Genomic DNA, 15586 nt, shown 5'->3' on the forward strand with positions numbered 1-15586 from the left:
TTCCAATTTTCTTGCTGCCTGAGTAGACCGTCCTCCATGACCATTGCCTATACCAAGTCCTTTGACGCCTACGTTGTTGCCGCGCTGTTCGATTCGCTCGATGAGCCGATCGTGGCCCTGGCTGATGGCCGGGTGATTTTCCCCGATCTCGATGCCGCGTTCGACTCGCACCCCAATGCGGGTATCCTCGCTGCCGTGATCCATCCGACAGGGCTGGGCATCGTCACCGGCGGCGATGACGGCCGTGTCGTCTGGACCACCAAGGATTCCGGCCCGATCGAACTGGCCGCTCACAAGGGCGCCTGGATCGACTCGATTGCCGCCGCGCCGGAAGGCCAAACCATCGCCTATGCCGCCGCCAAGAAGGTCTATGTCCTGGACCTGCTCAGCAAGGCGCAGCGCGTCTTTACCCACGATCATAGCGTCTCGGGCCTGACCTTCGATCCCAAGGGCCGCAAGCTGTACTGCGCCACCTATAACGGCGTGAATGTCTGGTTTTCGCGCATCGCCGAACAGAAGCCGCAGAAGCTGTACTGGGCCGGGTCGCATACCGGCATCGCCATCCAGCCGGCGGGCGACTTCCTGATCACCGCCATGCAGGAAAACGCCCTGCACGGATGGCGGCTGAAGGATTCCAAGGACATGCGCATGGGCGGCTATCCCGCCAAGATCAAGTCGATCCACTTCTTCGCCAAGGGCAAGCTTCTGGCGACATCCGGCGCCAATGGCGCGGTGGTGTGGCCTTTCCTGCGCGCAAACGGACCGATGGGTGAGGAGGCCTCCGAGATCAATCCCCAGGATGGCGCCATGGTCACCGTGGTGTCGGGCGCGGCGGAAGAGACGCTATTGGCCGCCGGTTTGGACGACGGCCGGGTGTGGATCGCCGAACTTCAGTCCACCGGTATCGACTGGGTGAAGGCCGAAAAGGGCGCCGCGATTACCGCGCTGAGCATGTCCAATGAAGCCAATCGATTGGTGTTTGGCGATGAAGAGGGTTTCGTCTATATCTATGAAGGTGAAGCCTAGATAGCGCTGTGGGGGCGTTTGTAGATGAGTGACAACAAGGACGACGGAACCGGCCAAGGCGAAGATGGCGCCGAGGGCCTGTCGCCCGACATCATGTACGATCAGACGGGTGAGGACGCTGCCAAGCGTCACGAAAAGAATTCTCACGCCTTCACCTCCGACGATTCCGCCTCTGAGCCTGAGCCTGAGCCCGAACCGGTTGTCGAACCTGAACCGGCGGCCGCGGCCGCGCCGACGCGCAAGCCCGACCGGCTGAACCCGTTCCTGCGCTGGGCGCTGTATCTGGTGGTTGGCTTCTTTATCTTCTCCATCCTGTCCGTGGCCGTGCATCGGTTCGTGCCGGTGCCGGTGACCATACTGATGTTGCAGCGCCTGGCCGAAGGCGAAGGGCTGGATCATCGCTGGGTGTCGGCGGGTGACATCAGCCCGCACCTGAAAGCGGCCGTCGTCGCGGCCGAGGATGCCAAGTTCTGTACCCATTCCGGCTTTGATTTCGAGGCGATCGAGAAGGCGCAGACATACAATGCCACGCACAGGAAGAAGCGCGGGGCCTCGACCATTTCGCAGCAGACCGCCAAGAACGTCTTTCTGTGGCCGTCGCGGTCGTGGGTGCGCAAGGGTTTCGAAGTCTATTATACTGGCCTGATCGAGGTGATGTGGCCCAAGGACCGGATCCTGGAAGTCTATCTCAACAGCGTCGAATGGGGACCGGGCGTGTATGGCGCCGAGTCGGCTTCGCGCTATTGGTTCGGCAAGTCGGCCAAGGACCTGACGCGCGCCGAGGCGGCCCGGCTGGCCGCCATCCTGCCCAGTCCGCGCAAGTGGAAGGCGGCCAAGTCCGGCAAGTACGTCCAGAAGCGGTCGGGCAAGATCCAGGCGGCGGCACGGACTTTCCAGAACGGCGGGATCGATCTCTGCGCGGCGGATTAAGGTCTTGACGCCTCACTGTAAATAGCCTTCCCTCCCGAGCATTAACCCTTTTGGGAGGCTGTCATGAAGCGTCTGCTGCTGTCCACGGTAAGCCTGTTGCTGCTTACCGCCTGCGCCACCACCTCAACTGAAACTCCGGATTTGGCAGATCCGATCGCCGAGGTTCCGGCCGATGTGCCGCCGCCCGTTGAAAGCCCCGCAGGTCCGACGCCGGCCGACGCCAAGGCCTTTGTCGATGGCGCCGAGGTCAAGCTGGCCGATCTCAGCGAATATCAGAACCATATCGCCTGGGCGGCCGAGACCTACATCATCCACGACACAGAATGGGCGCGCACCAAGGCCGATGCCGCCATGACCGAGGCCATGGTGGGTTACGCCACGGACGCGGCCCGCTTCAACGACGTCAATGCCGACGCTGCCACTCGGCGCAAGCTGAACCTGTTGCGGGTGTATCAGCCGCTACCGGCGGCCAATACGCCGGGCGCGGCCGAAGAACTGGCGGGCGTGGCGGGGCGGTTGGGCACCACCTATTCGACCGGCAAGTTCACCTGGAAGGGCAAGACCTATAACCTGACCGAGGCGTCCAATGTCATGGCGACGTCGCGCGATCCGGCGACCTTGCGCGCCATGTGGGAAGGCTGGATGAGTATCGCCGCCCCCATGAAGGCCGACTATGCCAAGCTGGCCCAGTTGTCCAATGCCGGCGCCAAGGGGTTGGGTTTTGACGATACGGGTGCTTTGTGGCGGTCGCGCTACGATATGTCGCCAGATGCCTTTGCGGCGGAAACCGACCGGCTGTACGCCCAGGTCGAGCCGTTTTACGTAAATCTGCACTGTTATGTCCGGCGCAAGTTGAACGAAAAGTATGGCGATGGGGTCCAGCCGAAGTTCGGGGCGATCCGCGCCGATCTGCTGGGCAATATGTGGGCTCAGGACTGGACCAACATTTACGACGTGGTGGCGCCGAAGAACATCAAGACCAGCTACAGCCTGGACAGGCTGCTGGTTTCCAAGAAGTACGATGCCGTCAAGATGGTCAAGACGGGGGAGAACTTCTACACCTCGATCGGGCTGGAGGCGTTGCCGCAGACCTTCTGGGAGCGGTCGATGATCACCCGGCCGGCGGACCGTGAGGTGGTGTGCCATGCTTCAGCCTGGGACGTCGACAACCGCGACGACATCCGCATCAAGATGTGCACCCAGGTGAGCGGCGAGGATTTCTACACGGTTCACCACGAACTGGGACACAACTATTACCAGCGCGCCTACAAGAACCAGCCCTTCCTGTTCAAGGATAGCGCCAATGACGGCTTCCATGAGGCGATCGGCGATTTCATCGGGCTGTCGTCGGTGACCCCGACCTATCTCAATCAGATCGGCTTGCTGGACAAGGTGCCGGGCGAGTCGGAGGACATTCCGTTCCTGCTGAAAATGTCGCTGCAGAAGGTGGCCTTCCTGCCGTTCAGCGTGTTGATCGACCGCTGGCGCTGGGAGGTCTATAACGGCAAGATCACCGAAGCGGAGTACAACAAGCGCTGGTGGGAACTGATCGGCAAGTATCAGGGCCTGAGCGCGCCAGGCGTGCGGCCGTCGACGGCCTTCGATCCGGGCGCCAAGTATCATATCCCGGCCGGGGTTTCGTACACGCGCTATTTCCTGGCCGACATCCTGCAGTTCCAGTTCCAGAAGGCGGCGTGCGACCAGATCGGCTGGGAAGGACCGCTGCATCGTTGCTCGATCTATGGTGAGCGCGCAGTCGGCGACAAGCTGAATGCCATGCTGGCCATGGGGCAGTCGCAACCGTGGCCCGAGGCGATGGAGGCCTTCACCGGTCAGCGCGACATGGATGCGACGGCGATCATCGAGTATTTTCGGCCGCTGGATGCGTGGCTGACCGAGCAGAATAAGGGCCAGACGTGTGGGTGGGAGGCGTAACGCTGATGCGTTATGGGGTTTGGGGTCTGCGACCCCAAAAAGCCTTTTTTCCTTCCTTTGACCTTGCCCCTTTTGGGGGCGGGGTCAAAGGAGGGAAGAGCAAGACTTGGGGCCGCAGGCCCCAAACCCCATGACTCGACAGCGCTAGATTTCACGCTACGCGGCTGGTTTGGAACATCAGGAAAATCGTCGGCGGGCCAAATCCCCCACCGTCTTATTTGCTTCCAGCAAATAATCCACCTCCCCGTATAACGGGGAGGTATAAGTTATTTAAATTCCTTACTTTTTTCGGAGTTCCCGCCAAGCCACGATTTGGAGGACAAGGACACTGAGATGTGTGAATCCGATAGCCGTATAACGGGGAGGGATAAGATATTGGTAAATATACTTTTTGCGCGTGTCACGGACTTCAATAAACCGAGAGGAAACATGGTAAGTTTGACGGACATGCAAAACGCACTCGGCGAGATTTGTGCTTACCAGGATGCGCATCCCCATCTTCAGCAGTGTGCAGGCTTCTTGTATAACGCGATTGATTTAGGCGATCGAGCAATTCAGGCGGAGGAGTCGGTTGACGTCATAATAATGGGCATGAATCCAGGAGAAAACCCAAAGCATAAAGATAACATATCTCCAAATTCAAAGAATCGTTGGCGTCATCTTTGCGAGGAATTTTCTGCTCCATTAGGCAAAAGCTGGGTTATGTCCGAACTTTTTTTCTGGAGTTCGAACAATCTGGACGTCCTTCGGCAATGCGTGGACGATTTCGAGAACAACCTCTTCGAGAATGATCTAAGTTTTTGCGCCAAGCTTAATAAACGTTTGATCGCATTTCATAGTCCAAAAATCGTGCTTCAGCCGGGGCTTACCTGGTCAGTGTATGCGCGGGAGCATTATGATTTGACCCATGTCCAATCAGTACCAGGACGCCGAGGCACATTGATTGAGCACCATATCTTGCCCGATGGAACCCCATGGCTTGTAACGCCACATTGGACTTCTGCTTTCGGCTTTTCCAGCGATGACCGAGGCAAGATCAAGGATTATGCGCTGAGAGCTATAACAGCCTAAGCTAGTTTAATTTCCCGAATGCGCTGTTGAAGGAATTCGTGGGCGGTTATAGGTTCCGGGAACTGATCCGGACGATCCTCCGACATACAGTTCGGCAAAGTCCTGATCACATACGGACTTTCGAAATGCAGGAAGAACGGCGTCGAATAGCGCGAGAAATCCTTGCGACCCTCCGCCGGATTGACCACCCGGTGCACCGTCGACGGCAGCACCCCGTTGGTCAGACGTGACAGCATATCGCCGATATTGCACACGATGCAGTTGGCCGGCGGCGTGATCGGCAGCCACTGACCATCCCGGTCCAGCAATTGCAAGCCCGGCTCTTCCGCGCCCAGCAAAAGCGTAATGACATTGATATCGCCATGCGCCCCGGCCCGCACGCTTTCGCCTGGGGTGTTCACCGGCGGATAGTGCAGCAGCCGTAAAACGCTGTTGCCGTCCTTGACCAGCGGCGTGAAAAACTCACGATCCAGGCCCAGATAGACAGCGATCGCCCGCAGAACCTTCTTCCCGAGATTGTCCAGAGCCGTATACAGCTCATAGGTCGCCTCGTGGAAATCCTGAACCTCCGGCCAGATATTGTCCGCCATATGGTCGCGATAGGGATGACCCGCCGGTAGGTCGCGGCCGACATGGTAGAATTCCTTCAGGTCATGCGCCGTGTAGCCCTTGGCCGTCTCGACCCCAAACGGCGTATAACCGCGCGCGCCGCCCTGGCCCTTGCGGTGGTAACTCGTCTTCACCGTTTCCGGCAAGGCAAAGAAGGCCTTGGTTGCCACATCCACCCGCTTCAACAGCGCCGGATCGACGCCGTGGTCGCCCAGCACCGCAAAACCATAGCGCTCAAACGCCGCCCCCAAACGGGCCGAGAAGGCGTCGAAATCCGAATCATACAGGGCCAGGGGCACGGGGGGGATGGCAGAAGCCGGCGCGGAGTCGGGCATGTCCTTTGTCCTTCGCAAAAACTGATCGATCTATCAAAAATACGGGCGCAACCTTAAGCCGGGCAAGGCGCGGACGCAAGTCGTTGCCGCCTATACGATCCAAAATATCACAGCGGCTTTGCTTTGAATCAATTGCACACAGCAGGGGATGCTTTTTCTTCGGAAACCAGCTATTAACGTTTATCACAAAAACGTGCGCCGTCTTATTACAGGGTAATGCGTTGGCTTTTCCATTGGGCGGACTGAGGTTCAACGCGGGCGCGATCATGGCCGCGGCCATGACTTTGGCATGCCTTGTCGCCATGCCGGCCATGGCCCAGAGCAGCGCGGCCGCGGCCGCTGCGCTGGACATCGATCCCGACCTGGCGCCCGTCAATTCCACCAAGGCCCTGAAAGCCTCGGAACAGGCGGTTGTCCGTGTCCTGGTCATCTATCGCGGCTTCGGCGGCCAGCCGCTCGATACCGTCGGCATGGGGTCGGGTTTCGTCGTCGCGCCCGGCTATATCGTCACCAATTTTCACGTCGTCGAAGTCCCGCCCGAAGCGTCCTCGGCCGACATCTATATCGTCCCGCATAAGGATTCCGGCGCCGCCTATCAGCCGGTCCAGTTGGTCAAGCACTGGGTTGAGGGCGACCTGGCGCTGTTGCAGGCGCCGGGGCTGAAAATTCCGCCGATCAAGCTCTATCTGACGCCGTACAAGAACGAGCGCGTCGTTTCGATGGGCTATCCTGACATCACCGATCATCTCCTGAACCGGTCGGGCACCGCCTTGCTGGAGCCGGCCGACGCCTACGTCACCCAGGGCTCGATTGCCCTGTTCGCCAGCACCAATCCGGATGGCGCCCGGGTCGATACCTTGTTCCATACGGCGCCGATCAATCACGGCAATTCCGGCGGTCCTCTGCTGAATGAATGCGGCCAGGTGGTCGCCGTCAACACCTGGACGGCGCCGTCGACCCTGTCGGCCGGCGGTGACCTGGATGTGGCGGCCGGACAGTTTGTGGCGACGCATGTGTCGGCGTTGAACACCTTTCTGAATTCGGCTGACGTGAAGCCACAGACGACGTCGTCGCCGTGCTACGCCAAGAGCGAGGACGAGATCGTCAAGGACGATGCCTTGACGCGCGCTCTGGCCAAGGCCTCCGCGGCCCAGGAAGAGCGGCTGGGCGAGCAGCGCAAGGCCGAGGCGGACCGTGCGGTGATGGAACGGCTGCAACTGGGCGCCATGGTCATACTGTCGGTGCTGGTCCTGGTGCTGATCGGGCTGATCGTGCGGCGTGAAATGCGCCACCGTGCCGAGACGCATCATAAGGAACCCGAGGCGCCGACGGCGTGGTCGGAGCCTTTGCCCGAAAAGACCAAGCCGGCCAAGGTCGAGAAGGTGAAACCGGTCAAGCCGGTTCCGGTCGCCAAGGGGCCGGTGAAACATCCGATTCCGTGGGGGTGGATCCTGCTGGGTGTGGTGGTGGTGGTGGTAATCATCGCCTTCCTGGTCAAGGATCGCGACATCTACAAGCGTTTGGCGCCGACCAAGGCGCCTGCGGCGGCTGTGGCTGAGGGCATTGTCCATATGGTGTGCGAGGTCGACAAGAACGCTTCGTCGCAGATGGTGGCCGGCGCCGGGCCGATCGATTTTGAATTTGACGCCGTCCATGCCTGCGTCAACGGCAAGACTGCCTATGAGCGCCAGGGCGACGGGTCTCTGGTGCGCTATATGCTGAGCGACACCAGTCCGATTGCAGCGCGGATCGAGATTTCCGCCGATGGTACTACCTTCCAGCGCCGTGAGTATCGGCTTGAGGCTGAGACCTACCGCAGCTATCAGGCCCAGCGGGCGGCCTTGGGGTCATTGCGGTGTGTCACCAAGACAGATCCCGGCAAGGCGGGGCAGTTGGCCGACAATCTGGCCAAGGTGCGTAACCTGTCCCAGACGGTTCTGACCATGGCGCCGGAGAGTCACACCGTCTGGCGTTGTGCAAAAAAAGCGGGATAACGCGTTTCGATTTTCGGACAGTCTGCTGTTTGCCTCAACAAGGCCTTCATCCTGGGTTCAGTTAAGGGCGTATACCAGTAAGCGTATCAGGAAGTGATCGGCGAGACACTTCGACGAGCGTGAGTGTCGTGCCGCAAACTTACTGATTTCTGATAATTTCCTGACGGAAATCGGATTGTCGCGAATCGGAAACACGTGTCACCACGCATGTCCGGCGGCAATGATTCCCGTCAGGGAGCAACAATAAGGAACGAACACGATGCGTAAAATCCTCCTCCTCCTCGCGGGTGCAACCTTGGCGCTCACGGCTTGCGAAACTGTCGACACCAGCAATGGCGTGAAGACCCGTTCGAACACCAAGACCGGCGCCCTGATCGGCGCAGGCATCGGCGCCGTCGTTGGCGGTCTGTCGAACAAAAAGGGCGACCAGGCCCGTAAGAATGCCATTCTGGGCGCCGGTATCGGTGCGCTGGCCGGCGGCGGCGTTGGCGCCTATATGGACCGCCAGAACAAGGATCTTCGGTCTGAGCTGGAAGGCCGCAATGTCTATGTGACGCGTTCGGGCGACAACATCATCCTGTCGATGCCGGGCGACGTGACCTTTTCGTCGGGTTCGGCCGATCTGAACGGCGGCTTCATGCCGGTTCTGAACGATGTGGCGACGATCCTGAACCAGTATCCGTCGACCTATATCGACGTGGTCGGCCATGCCGACAGCCAGGGCACGGATGCGTTCAACATGGACCTGTCGGAACGCCGGGCCAATGCGGTGGCCGGTTATCTGGTCGGCCAGAAGGTCAAGTCGGAGCGGATCTATGTCGCCGGCGCGGGTGAGTCGTCGCCGATCGCGAGCAACGACACGGCCGATGGCCGTGCGCGTAACCGTCGCGTTGAGATTACGCTGCGGCCGATTCAGGAATAAGGCACATAAACTTATGGGGTTTGGGGTCCGCGACCCCACAAAATCTACCTTTTTCCTTCCTTTGCTCTCGCCCACTTTGGGGCGAAGGCAAAGGAAGGAAGAGGAAGACTTGGGGCCGCAGGCCCCAAACCCCATAAGTTTGTTAACCCTTCTTCCTCACGGAATCCCAACCTCATTCGCCTACCCTCAGCGGCATGGAAACTCCTTGCCGCTTTTCGCTTCTTGGGGCCGAGGTCGATACCGTCACCTCCGCCCAGATGCTCGACTTCGCCGCCGCCAAGATCGCCGCGGGCGAAGGCGCCATCGTGGCCAACCACAATCTCCATAGCCTGTACCTGTACCAGCGCCGCGCCGACATGCGTGCCTTCTACGCCCAGGCCGACCTGATCGAAATCGACTCCACGCCGATGATCGCCTGGGCCAAGCTGCTAGGCCACGCGGTTTCACGCGCCCACCGCGTCACCTATCTCGATTACCGCGAAGACTTCTGGGCCCGCGCCCAGGCCAACCACTGGCGGGTGTATCACGTCGGGGGGGCGCCGGAGGTCAACGCCGCCTCAAAGGCCGGCATCCTGAAACGCTACCCCCGCGCCGACGTTCACACCCATAGCGGCTTCTTCGACATGAACGGCGCCGACAACGATGCCCTGATCGCCGATATCAACGCGCTGAAGCCCCAGATCCTGTTCGTCGGCATGGGCATGCCGCGCCAGGAGGCCTGGATCCAGGCCAACCGCCATCGCCTGCCACCCTGCGTCATCTTACCCGTCGGGGCCGCCTTCGATTACGAGGCCGGCGTGCAATACACCCCGCCGCGCTGGACCGGCAAACTCGGCGTCGAATGGCTGGCGCGTTTCATCGCCGATCCAAAGCGCCTGTTTGAACGCTACTTCATCGAACCATGGTTCCTGCTGCCCCAGGCCGTGCGCGACCTGACCCGTCGTCGTCGCGTGACCGCGACCGGTTAATTTTTATCGTTAACGCCGTCTTAATGGCCAGACGCCACCATGGCGAGATTCTCAGTTCCGCAGGCCGCCATGACCGCATCGCTCTACCGTGACTTCTCCCCCCAGATCGATCCCGTCAAGGGCAAGGTCGTGCTCATCACCGGGGGCACCGGCAGCTTCGGCCGCAGGATGGTCCAGACCCTGTTGTCGCAGTACGACCCGCGCAAGGTTATCATCCTGTCGCGCGACGAACTGAAGCAATACGAGATGCGCAACGACCTGGAAGAGACCTTTCCGAAGGACAAGATGGCGAAGATGCGCTTCTTCCTGGGGGATGTCCGCGACCGGGCGCGCCTGGAACTGGCCTTTCGCGGCGTCGATGTCGTTATCCATGCTGCCGCGCTGAAACAGGTTCCGGCGGCCGAATACAATCCGTCGGAATGTATCGCCACCAATGTCAACGGCGCCGAAAACGTCGTTTGGGCGTGCCTGCACAACCGGGTCCAGCGCGTCGTTGCTCTGTCGACCGACAAGGCGTGTTCGCCGATCAACCTCTACGGCGCCACCAAGCTGGCCTCGGACAAGATCTTTGTCGCCGCCAACAACCTGTCGGGCGATATCGGCAGCCGGTTCTGCGTCGTCCGCTACGGCAATGTCGTCGGATCGCGCGGTTCGGTGGTGCCGTATTTCAAGCGTCTGCTGAGCCAGGGCGCGACGGAGCTGCCGATCACCGATCCGCGTATGACCCGGTTTTGGATCTCGCTGGACCAGGGCGTGGCGTTCGTTCTGTCGTGCCTGGAACTGACCCAAGGCGGCGAGATCTTCGTGCCCAAGATTCCGGCGACCCTGGTCAGCGACCTGGCGGTGGCCATGGCGCCTGAGGCCGGCCATAAGGTCATCGGTATCCGGCCGGGCGAAAAGCTGCATGAGATGATGATCTCGGCCGACGATGCGCGCTCGACCTATGAACTGGACGACCGCTACATCATCGAGCCGGAATTTGTCGAATATACCCGCAAATCCTTCGCCAAGGTCCGTGGCAGCAAGAAGGTGGCAGAGGATTTCTATTACGCTTCCGACGTCAATGAGGAGCGGTTGGACGCCGACGGTATCCGCGGCATGATGAAGGCCTATCTGGAATGAGCGCCGGCAAGCTGCCTACCTCCAACTATACTCCCCGCTATGCGGGGGTTTGGCGGAGCCGATGGGCTGCGAGCAGGGCGAGCAGTCAGAGGGGGGATTTCTGGGCGCCACAACGGGCGGCCTTAACGACAGGATGTCGGAAACGATGGCGGGCCAAATTCCCCCTCCGTCTTTTCTGCTGGCGCAGAAAATCCACCTCCCCCGTATAACGGGGGAGTATAAAAGGTTGGATAGCCGCTCGGGAGTTCTGCCATGACCAGCTTTCTTCCTTATGGCCGGCAGTCGATCGATGACTCGGACATCGAAGCCGTGGTCGCGGCGCTGAAGTCCGACTACCTGACGACCGGCCCTCTGGTCGATCAGTTCGAAAAAGCCCTGGCCCAGGCCGTTGGCGCCAAGGAAGCCATCGTCGTCGCCAACGGCACCGCCGCCCTGCACCTGGCTGTGCTGACCGAGGAACTTTCGCCGAAATGCGTGGTCATCGTACCGGCCGTCACCTTTGCCGCGTCTGCCAACTGCATCGCCTATTGTGGCGCTCAGGTTCTTTTCGCCGATGTCGATCCGCACACCGGCCTGATCACCGATGAGACGTTCGACGACGCCCTGGCGACTCTGGACCGCGACTATCATGGCTATCGCTTTGCCGGGGTCGTGCCGGTGCACTATGCCGGCCGGCCGGTCGATCTCAGCCATCTGCATGAGGTATGCACCGAACGTGGCGCCTTCGTGCTGGAAGACGCCTGCCACGCCATCGGCGGTACGGGACCGCAGGGGCCGGTCGGCTCGTGCCAGGCGTCCACAATGGCGGCCTACTCCTTCCACCCGGTCAAGACCCTGACGACGGGGGAGGGCGGGGCCATCACCACCAATGATTCCGTCCTGGCGCGGCGGCTGCGCTTGCTGCGCTCCCACGGTATCGAGCGTGACCCGGCCCACTTCGTCGGCCTGCGCTATGATGGCGAAGGTGATGAAGGCCCGTGGGTCTATGAGCAGCAGTGTCTGGGCTTTAACTATCGCTTGCCGGACATCAACTGCGCCCTGGGTCTATCGCAGCTGAAGCGCCTGCCGCAGTTTGCCGCCAAACGCGCACGTCTGGTGGCGGAATATCAAACAGCGCTGGCCGCGACCAACCTGCCGGTGCGCTGGACGCCGGCGGCGGAAGGGACCGATCCGGTCTTCCACCTGTTCGCTGTGAACATCGATTTCGCCGCCGTCGGCCGGACGCGGGCTCAGGTGATGGCCGGTTTGCGCGAACGCGGTGTCGGCACCCAGGTCCACTATATCCCGGTCCATCGCCAGCCCTATTGGCAGACTCACGCCCTGGCGCAACGTGATCTTCCGGGTGCGGATCAATTCTATCAGTCCACGCTGTCGCTGCCGCTGTACGCCGATATGGCGGACGACGACCCACTTCGGGTAATTCAGGTTTTACAAGAGGTTCTCACCTCATGAGCGCACACGAAGTCACCATTGCCGGCCGGAAAATCGGCCGCGAGCATGAGCCCTATATTATCTGCGAGCTGTCGGGGAACCACAACGGTTCGCTGGACCGGGCGCTGCTGCTGATCGACGCGGCGGCGGAAACGGGCTGCGATGCCATCAAGATCCAGACCTATACGGCCGACACCATCACCATGAAGTGCGACCGGCCGGAGTTCTTCCTGCATGGTGGACTGTGGGACGGCTATTCGCTGTACGACCTGTACCAGGAAGCCCATACGCCGTGGGACTGGCATCCGGCTCTGTTCGAGCGCGCGGCCAAACGCGGGGTGACGCTGTTTTCATCGCCGTTCGACGATACGGCGGTCGATCTGCTCGATGACCTGAAGGCGCCGGCGTTCAAGATTGCCTCGTTCGAGCTGGTGGACTTGCCGCTGATCGCCTACGCGGCCGCCAAGGGCAAGCCGCTGATCATGTCGACGGGGATGGCCAACCATGCCGAGATCGAAGCGGCGGTGAAGACTGCGCGCGAGCATGGCACCGGCGAGATCGTGCTGCTGCATTGTGTCAGCGAATACCCGTCGCGGATCGAAGACGCCAATGTGCGGACGGTTCCGGACCTGGCTGATAAGTTCGGCTGCGTCTCGGGTTTGAGCGATCATACGTTTGGCACGGCGGCGTCGGTGGCCAGCGTTGCTCTGGGCGGCAGCGTTATCGAGAAGCATTTCACTCTGGCGCGGGCGGACGGCGGGCCGGATTCCGGTTTCTCGCTGGAACCTTCGGAATTCACCGCCCTGGTCAAGGATTGCAAGGACGCCTGGCGGGCTGTGGGCCGGGTGCACTACGATACTCTGGGTTCGGAACGTGCCTCGAAAAGCGTGCGCCGGTCGCTGTATGTGACGGCGGATGTTCGTAAGGGCGAGGCCTTCACCAAGGACAATGTGCGTTCGATCCGGCCAGGCTTGGGCCTGCCGCCGGGTCGGTTGTGGGATGTGCTGGGCAAGCCGGCCGCGCGCGATCTGGAACGCGGTGAGCCGCTAAGCGACGATATGGTGGGTTAGGCTGTGGCGATTGACGATTGGAAAGGCGAGGTCGTTCTGCGGGGGACTTGGCTTTACGATGGCGAGGTGCAGAAGCCTGTCCTTATCGTCGCTAGAAACTTCGACCACTCTTTCGATCCGGACGACGAGGACAATGAACCCGGCGCTGGGCCGATGTCTTTAGGGCCGGATGGTCGTCTGTATTCTCTCTCGTTTGTGTACGCCTCAGTTGGCGGCCCCTGGCAAACAGTTGCCGAAGCCAAGGCCTGGGCGAATTCCCAGGCTTGGGGTCCAGTAAAATGGGAAGACGAGGGCTAATCTTCAGCCAAACTTCCCGGCCTGATAGTCGGCATAGGCCTGATGGATTTCCTGCGGCGTATTCATGACGAACGGGCCATGGGCGACGATCGGCTCGCGGATGGGTTCGGCGTGGCCGAACAGGACCAGGCTTGCGCCGACCGCTTCGATATCGACCAGATCACCCTCGGCGAATTCGACCAGGTTCCATTTGGCGACGTCGACGCCGTTGATGGCGACATCGCCGCGGACGACGTAGCAGAAGACATCGCGATCTTTCAAACCGTCGAAGATGATCCGGCCGCCGGGTTGCAGCTCGATCCAGGTCATGAACACACCGGTCAGGGAGTTGATCGCACCGGTCGCGCCCTGATACTTCCCCGAGACCAGATGAACGGTGGCATTCTCGCTCGTGATCGTCGGGATTTGGTCGGCCTGGACGCCGGTATAGGCGGGTTTGGTCATCTTCAGCCGCGCCGGCAGGTTGACCCACAATTGCAGGATTTCCATCGGCCCGCCCGAGCGCTTGAAGGCGCCGGGTGAGACCTCTTCGTGGACCAGGCCAGAGCCCGCCGTCATCCACTGTACGCCACCGGCATGTATGATGCTCTCGTGTCCGCCAGAGTCGCGATGGGCCAAGTCGCCTTCCAGGATAAAGGTCACGGTCTCGAAGCCGCGATGCGGATGTGGCCCGAACGGCAGGCCGCGATTGTTGGGCGCATAGGTCTGCGGACCGTGGTGATTGAGGAACAGGAACGCGCCGATATTGTTCAGCGCCCGGTTCGGCACGGGGCGCCGCGTCACCAGGTCGCCGATATCGTCGCGAATGGCGGGATGCAGACGCAGGATGGTTTTGCTGACGGACATGGTGCGGGCTCCTTTTGCGCTGAAGACAAAACGCTCTCAGGGCCGGAAAAACAAGCCCAGTTTCAGGCTTTCGCCGATGCGGTGGGCGCGTTCCATAAAATACGCGACCGCCTCTTCGTCGTCGGCTAGGTCACGCAGGGTCTGTTCGAACAGGTACAGCCATTCGCCGAAGTGGGCCGGTTCGATGTCCTTGACCTTCAGATGGGCCTGCATCGGTCGGCCGGAATAGCTGCCGCTGTGCAGCGCGACCGAGGCCCAGAATTTCTTGAGCTTGGCCAGGTGGTCGGGCCAGTCGTGGATGGCGTTGTTGAAGATCGGCCCCAACCGCGGATGTTCGCGGACGCGGGCGTAAAATTCTTCGACCAGCCGGTCGATGAACGCCTGATCAATGTCGAGCGCAGCGGCGTCGGCACGGATTTTTTCACGGGCGGCAAGGGCGTGGGGTGATGTCATCACGCTTTCCTTACGACTCATGCCATGTTCTGACCATGTGACGTGATGTCACTTTACGCGCATTGTTTCCTTACAGCCCGGCTCCTAGCCTGAACCCCAACAGGAGAGTTAAGTATGCTTCACGAAGGCAGCTGCCATTGCGGCGACATCGCGTTCACGGTCGAGGCCGACTTTACCGAAGGCCTGGACTGCAACTGTTCCATGTGTCGGCGGCGTGGAGCTTTGCTGGCCTTTGTCCCCTCCACGGCGTTCGAGCTCAAGTCGGGTAAGCATGTCGGGACCTACAGTTTCAATACGCACAAGCTGCAACACCATTTCTGCACGACCTGCGGCATTGCCCCGTTTACCGAAGGCCAGGCGCCGGACGGCACAGCCACTCGGGCGATCAACCTGCGTTGCGTTCCAGACGTCGATCTCGATAGCCTGAAGATCGTCAAGTGGGACGGCGCGTCTCATTGATGGCCGTCTTCGGTCGAGTGGTGGAAGCAAAGAATTTTACCACGGAAAGCACGGAAACGCCGCTGCGCGGCGGCACGGAAAACACTGAAATCCTACGCCGATCCGCGCTAGAGCGCCG

Annotated in this window: 15 protein-coding genes; 12 read left to right on the top strand and 3 right to left on the bottom strand. The window is 60.7% G+C overall.

The window, feature by feature from the left end; all coding sequences use genetic code 11:
- Nucleotides 1-36 precede the first annotated feature (36 nt).
- The 4 genes from ABI_RS03515 to ABI_RS03530 all read left to right on the top strand — a co-directional run bounded on the left by ABI_RS03515 (nucleotide 37) and on the right by ABI_RS03530 (nucleotide 4962).
- Nucleotides 37-1026: a WD40 repeat domain-containing protein gene (locus ABI_RS03515; protein ID WP_006271458.1), complete on the top strand. Its 990-nt coding sequence runs from the start codon at nucleotides 37-39 to the stop codon at nucleotides 1024-1026.
- A 252-nt stretch (nucleotides 1027-1278) separates the two neighbouring features.
- Nucleotides 1279-1956: a monofunctional biosynthetic peptidoglycan transglycosylase gene (gene mtgA / locus ABI_RS03520; RefSeq protein ID WP_040308888.1), complete on the top strand. Its 678-nt coding sequence runs from the start codon at nucleotides 1279-1281 to the stop codon at nucleotides 1954-1956.
- A gap of 63 nt (nucleotides 1957-2019) precedes the next feature.
- The gene (locus tag ABI_RS03525) at nucleotides 2020-3891 is read left to right on the top strand and encodes a M2 family metallopeptidase (RefSeq protein ID WP_006271460.1); all 1872 of its coding nucleotides are present in this window, start codon (nucleotides 2020-2022) and stop codon (nucleotides 3889-3891) included.
- Nucleotides 3892-4224: 333 nt separating this feature from the next.
- Nucleotides 4225-4962, top strand: a complete 738-nt coding sequence (locus ABI_RS03530) for a hypothetical protein (protein ID WP_040308538.1) — start codon at nucleotides 4225-4227, stop codon at nucleotides 4960-4962.
- On the opposite strand, the gene ABI_RS03535 is transcribed toward ABI_RS03530, so the two are convergent.
- Nucleotides 4959-5906: an isopenicillin N synthase family dioxygenase gene (locus ABI_RS03535; protein ID WP_040308539.1), complete on the bottom strand. Its 948-nt coding sequence runs from the start codon at nucleotides 5904-5906 to the stop codon at nucleotides 4959-4961. The two genes, ABI_RS03530 and ABI_RS03535, sit on opposite strands and share 4 nt — an antisense overlap.
- Nucleotides 5907-6184: 278 nt before the next feature.
- Here ABI_RS03535 and ABI_RS03540 point away from each other — a divergent pair, with 278 nt between their 5' ends.
- The 7 genes from ABI_RS03540 (at nucleotide 6185) to ABI_RS03575 (ending at nucleotide 13710) form a co-directional block, all read left to right on the top strand.
- On the top strand, nucleotides 6185-7900 hold the full coding sequence (locus tag ABI_RS03540; protein WP_245531289.1) for a S1 family peptidase: 1716 nt from the start codon (nucleotides 6185-6187) through the stop codon (nucleotides 7898-7900).
- A gap of 259 nt (nucleotides 7901-8159) precedes the next feature.
- Complete coding sequence (locus ABI_RS03545) at nucleotides 8160-8822, top strand: YiaD family glycine zipper/OmpA-like lipoprotein (protein ID WP_040308540.1); 663 nt, start codon at nucleotides 8160-8162, stop codon at nucleotides 8820-8822.
- A 194-nt stretch (nucleotides 8823-9016) separates the two neighbouring features.
- Complete coding sequence (locus tag ABI_RS03550) at nucleotides 9017-9790, top strand: WecB/TagA/CpsF family glycosyltransferase (protein WP_006271465.1); 774 nt, start codon at nucleotides 9017-9019, stop codon at nucleotides 9788-9790.
- 69 nt (nucleotides 9791-9859) lie between these two features.
- On the top strand, nucleotides 9860-10912 hold the full coding sequence (gene pseB / locus ABI_RS03555) for a UDP-N-acetylglucosamine 4,6-dehydratase (inverting) (RefSeq protein ID WP_006271466.1): 1053 nt from the start codon (nucleotides 9860-9862) through the stop codon (nucleotides 10910-10912).
- 252 nt (nucleotides 10913-11164) lie between these two features.
- Nucleotides 11165-12364: a UDP-4-amino-4,6-dideoxy-N-acetyl-beta-L-altrosamine transaminase gene (gene pseC, locus ABI_RS03565; protein ID WP_006271467.1), complete on the top strand. Its 1200-nt coding sequence runs from the start codon at nucleotides 11165-11167 to the stop codon at nucleotides 12362-12364.
- Complete coding sequence (pseI, locus tag ABI_RS03570) at nucleotides 12361-13413, top strand: pseudaminic acid synthase (RefSeq protein WP_006271468.1); 1053 nt, start codon at nucleotides 12361-12363, stop codon at nucleotides 13411-13413. The genes pseC and pseI overlap by 4 nt, the downstream gene beginning before the upstream one ends.
- Nucleotides 13414-13416: 3 nt before the next feature.
- The gene (locus ABI_RS03575; RefSeq protein ID WP_040308542.1) at nucleotides 13417-13710 is read left to right on the top strand and encodes a hypothetical protein; all 294 of its coding nucleotides are present in this window, start codon (nucleotides 13417-13419) and stop codon (nucleotides 13708-13710) included.
- Nucleotides 13711-13713: 3 nt separating this feature from the next.
- Here ABI_RS03575 and ABI_RS03580 read toward each other — a convergent pair whose 3' ends face one another.
- Together ABI_RS03580 and ABI_RS03585 are read right to left on the bottom strand one after the other, a co-directional pair.
- Nucleotides 13714-14556: a pirin family protein gene (locus tag ABI_RS03580; protein WP_006271470.1), complete on the bottom strand. Its 843-nt coding sequence runs from the start codon at nucleotides 14554-14556 to the stop codon at nucleotides 13714-13716.
- A gap of 36 nt (nucleotides 14557-14592) precedes the next feature.
- Complete coding sequence (locus tag ABI_RS03585) at nucleotides 14593-15009, bottom strand: group III truncated hemoglobin (protein WP_040308543.1); 417 nt, start codon at nucleotides 15007-15009, stop codon at nucleotides 14593-14595.
- Between the two features lie 114 nt (nucleotides 15010-15123).
- On the opposite strand from ABI_RS03585, the gene ABI_RS03590 reads away from it, so the two are divergent.
- Nucleotides 15124-15468 carry a GFA family protein gene (locus ABI_RS03590; RefSeq protein WP_006271472.1) on the top strand — a complete coding sequence of 115 codons (345 nt, stop codon included), beginning with the start codon at nucleotides 15124-15126 and terminating at the stop codon, nucleotides 15466-15468.
- The last annotated feature ends 118 nt before the right edge of the window (nucleotides 15469-15586 follow it).

The organism is Asticcacaulis biprosthecium C19 (genome assembly GCF_000204015.1).
Classification (GTDB): domain Bacteria; phylum Pseudomonadota; class Alphaproteobacteria; order Caulobacterales; family Caulobacteraceae; genus Asticcacaulis; species Asticcacaulis biprosthecius.

Coding starts and splice junctions, on each gene's coding strand:
- ABI_RS03515 (WP_006271458.1), top strand. CDS start 37: ATGACCATTGCCTATACCAAGTCCTTTGACGCCTACGTTGTTGCCGCG.
- ABI_RS03525 (WP_006271460.1), top strand. CDS start 2,020: ATGAAGCGTCTGCTGCTGTCCACGGTAAGCCTGTTGCTGCTTACCGCC.
- ABI_RS03530 (WP_040308538.1), top strand. CDS start 4,225: ATGTGTGAATCCGATAGCCGTATAACGGGGAGGGATAAGATATTGGTA.
- ABI_RS03535 (WP_040308539.1), bottom strand. CDS start 5,906: ATGCCCGACTCCGCGCCGGCTTCTGCCATCCCCCCCGTGCCCCTGGCC.
- ABI_RS03540 (WP_245531289.1), top strand. CDS start 6,185: ATGACTTTGGCATGCCTTGTCGCCATGCCGGCCATGGCCCAGAGCAGC.
- ABI_RS03545 (WP_040308540.1), top strand. CDS start 8,160: ATGCGTAAAATCCTCCTCCTCCTCGCGGGTGCAACCTTGGCGCTCACG.
- ABI_RS03550 (WP_006271465.1), top strand. CDS start 9,017: ATGGAAACTCCTTGCCGCTTTTCGCTTCTTGGGGCCGAGGTCGATACC.
- pseB (WP_006271466.1), top strand. CDS start 9,860: ATGACCGCATCGCTCTACCGTGACTTCTCCCCCCAGATCGATCCCGTC.
- pseC (WP_006271467.1), top strand. CDS start 11,165: ATGACCAGCTTTCTTCCTTATGGCCGGCAGTCGATCGATGACTCGGAC.
- pseI (WP_006271468.1), top strand. CDS start 12,361: ATGAGCGCACACGAAGTCACCATTGCCGGCCGGAAAATCGGCCGCGAG.
- ABI_RS03580 (WP_006271470.1), bottom strand. CDS start 14,556: ATGTCCGTCAGCAAAACCATCCTGCGTCTGCATCCCGCCATTCGCGAC.
- ABI_RS03585 (WP_040308543.1), bottom strand. CDS start 15,009: ATGACATCACCCCACGCCCTTGCCGCCCGTGAAAAAATCCGTGCCGAC.
- ABI_RS03590 (WP_006271472.1), top strand. CDS start 15,124: ATGCTTCACGAAGGCAGCTGCCATTGCGGCGACATCGCGTTCACGGTC.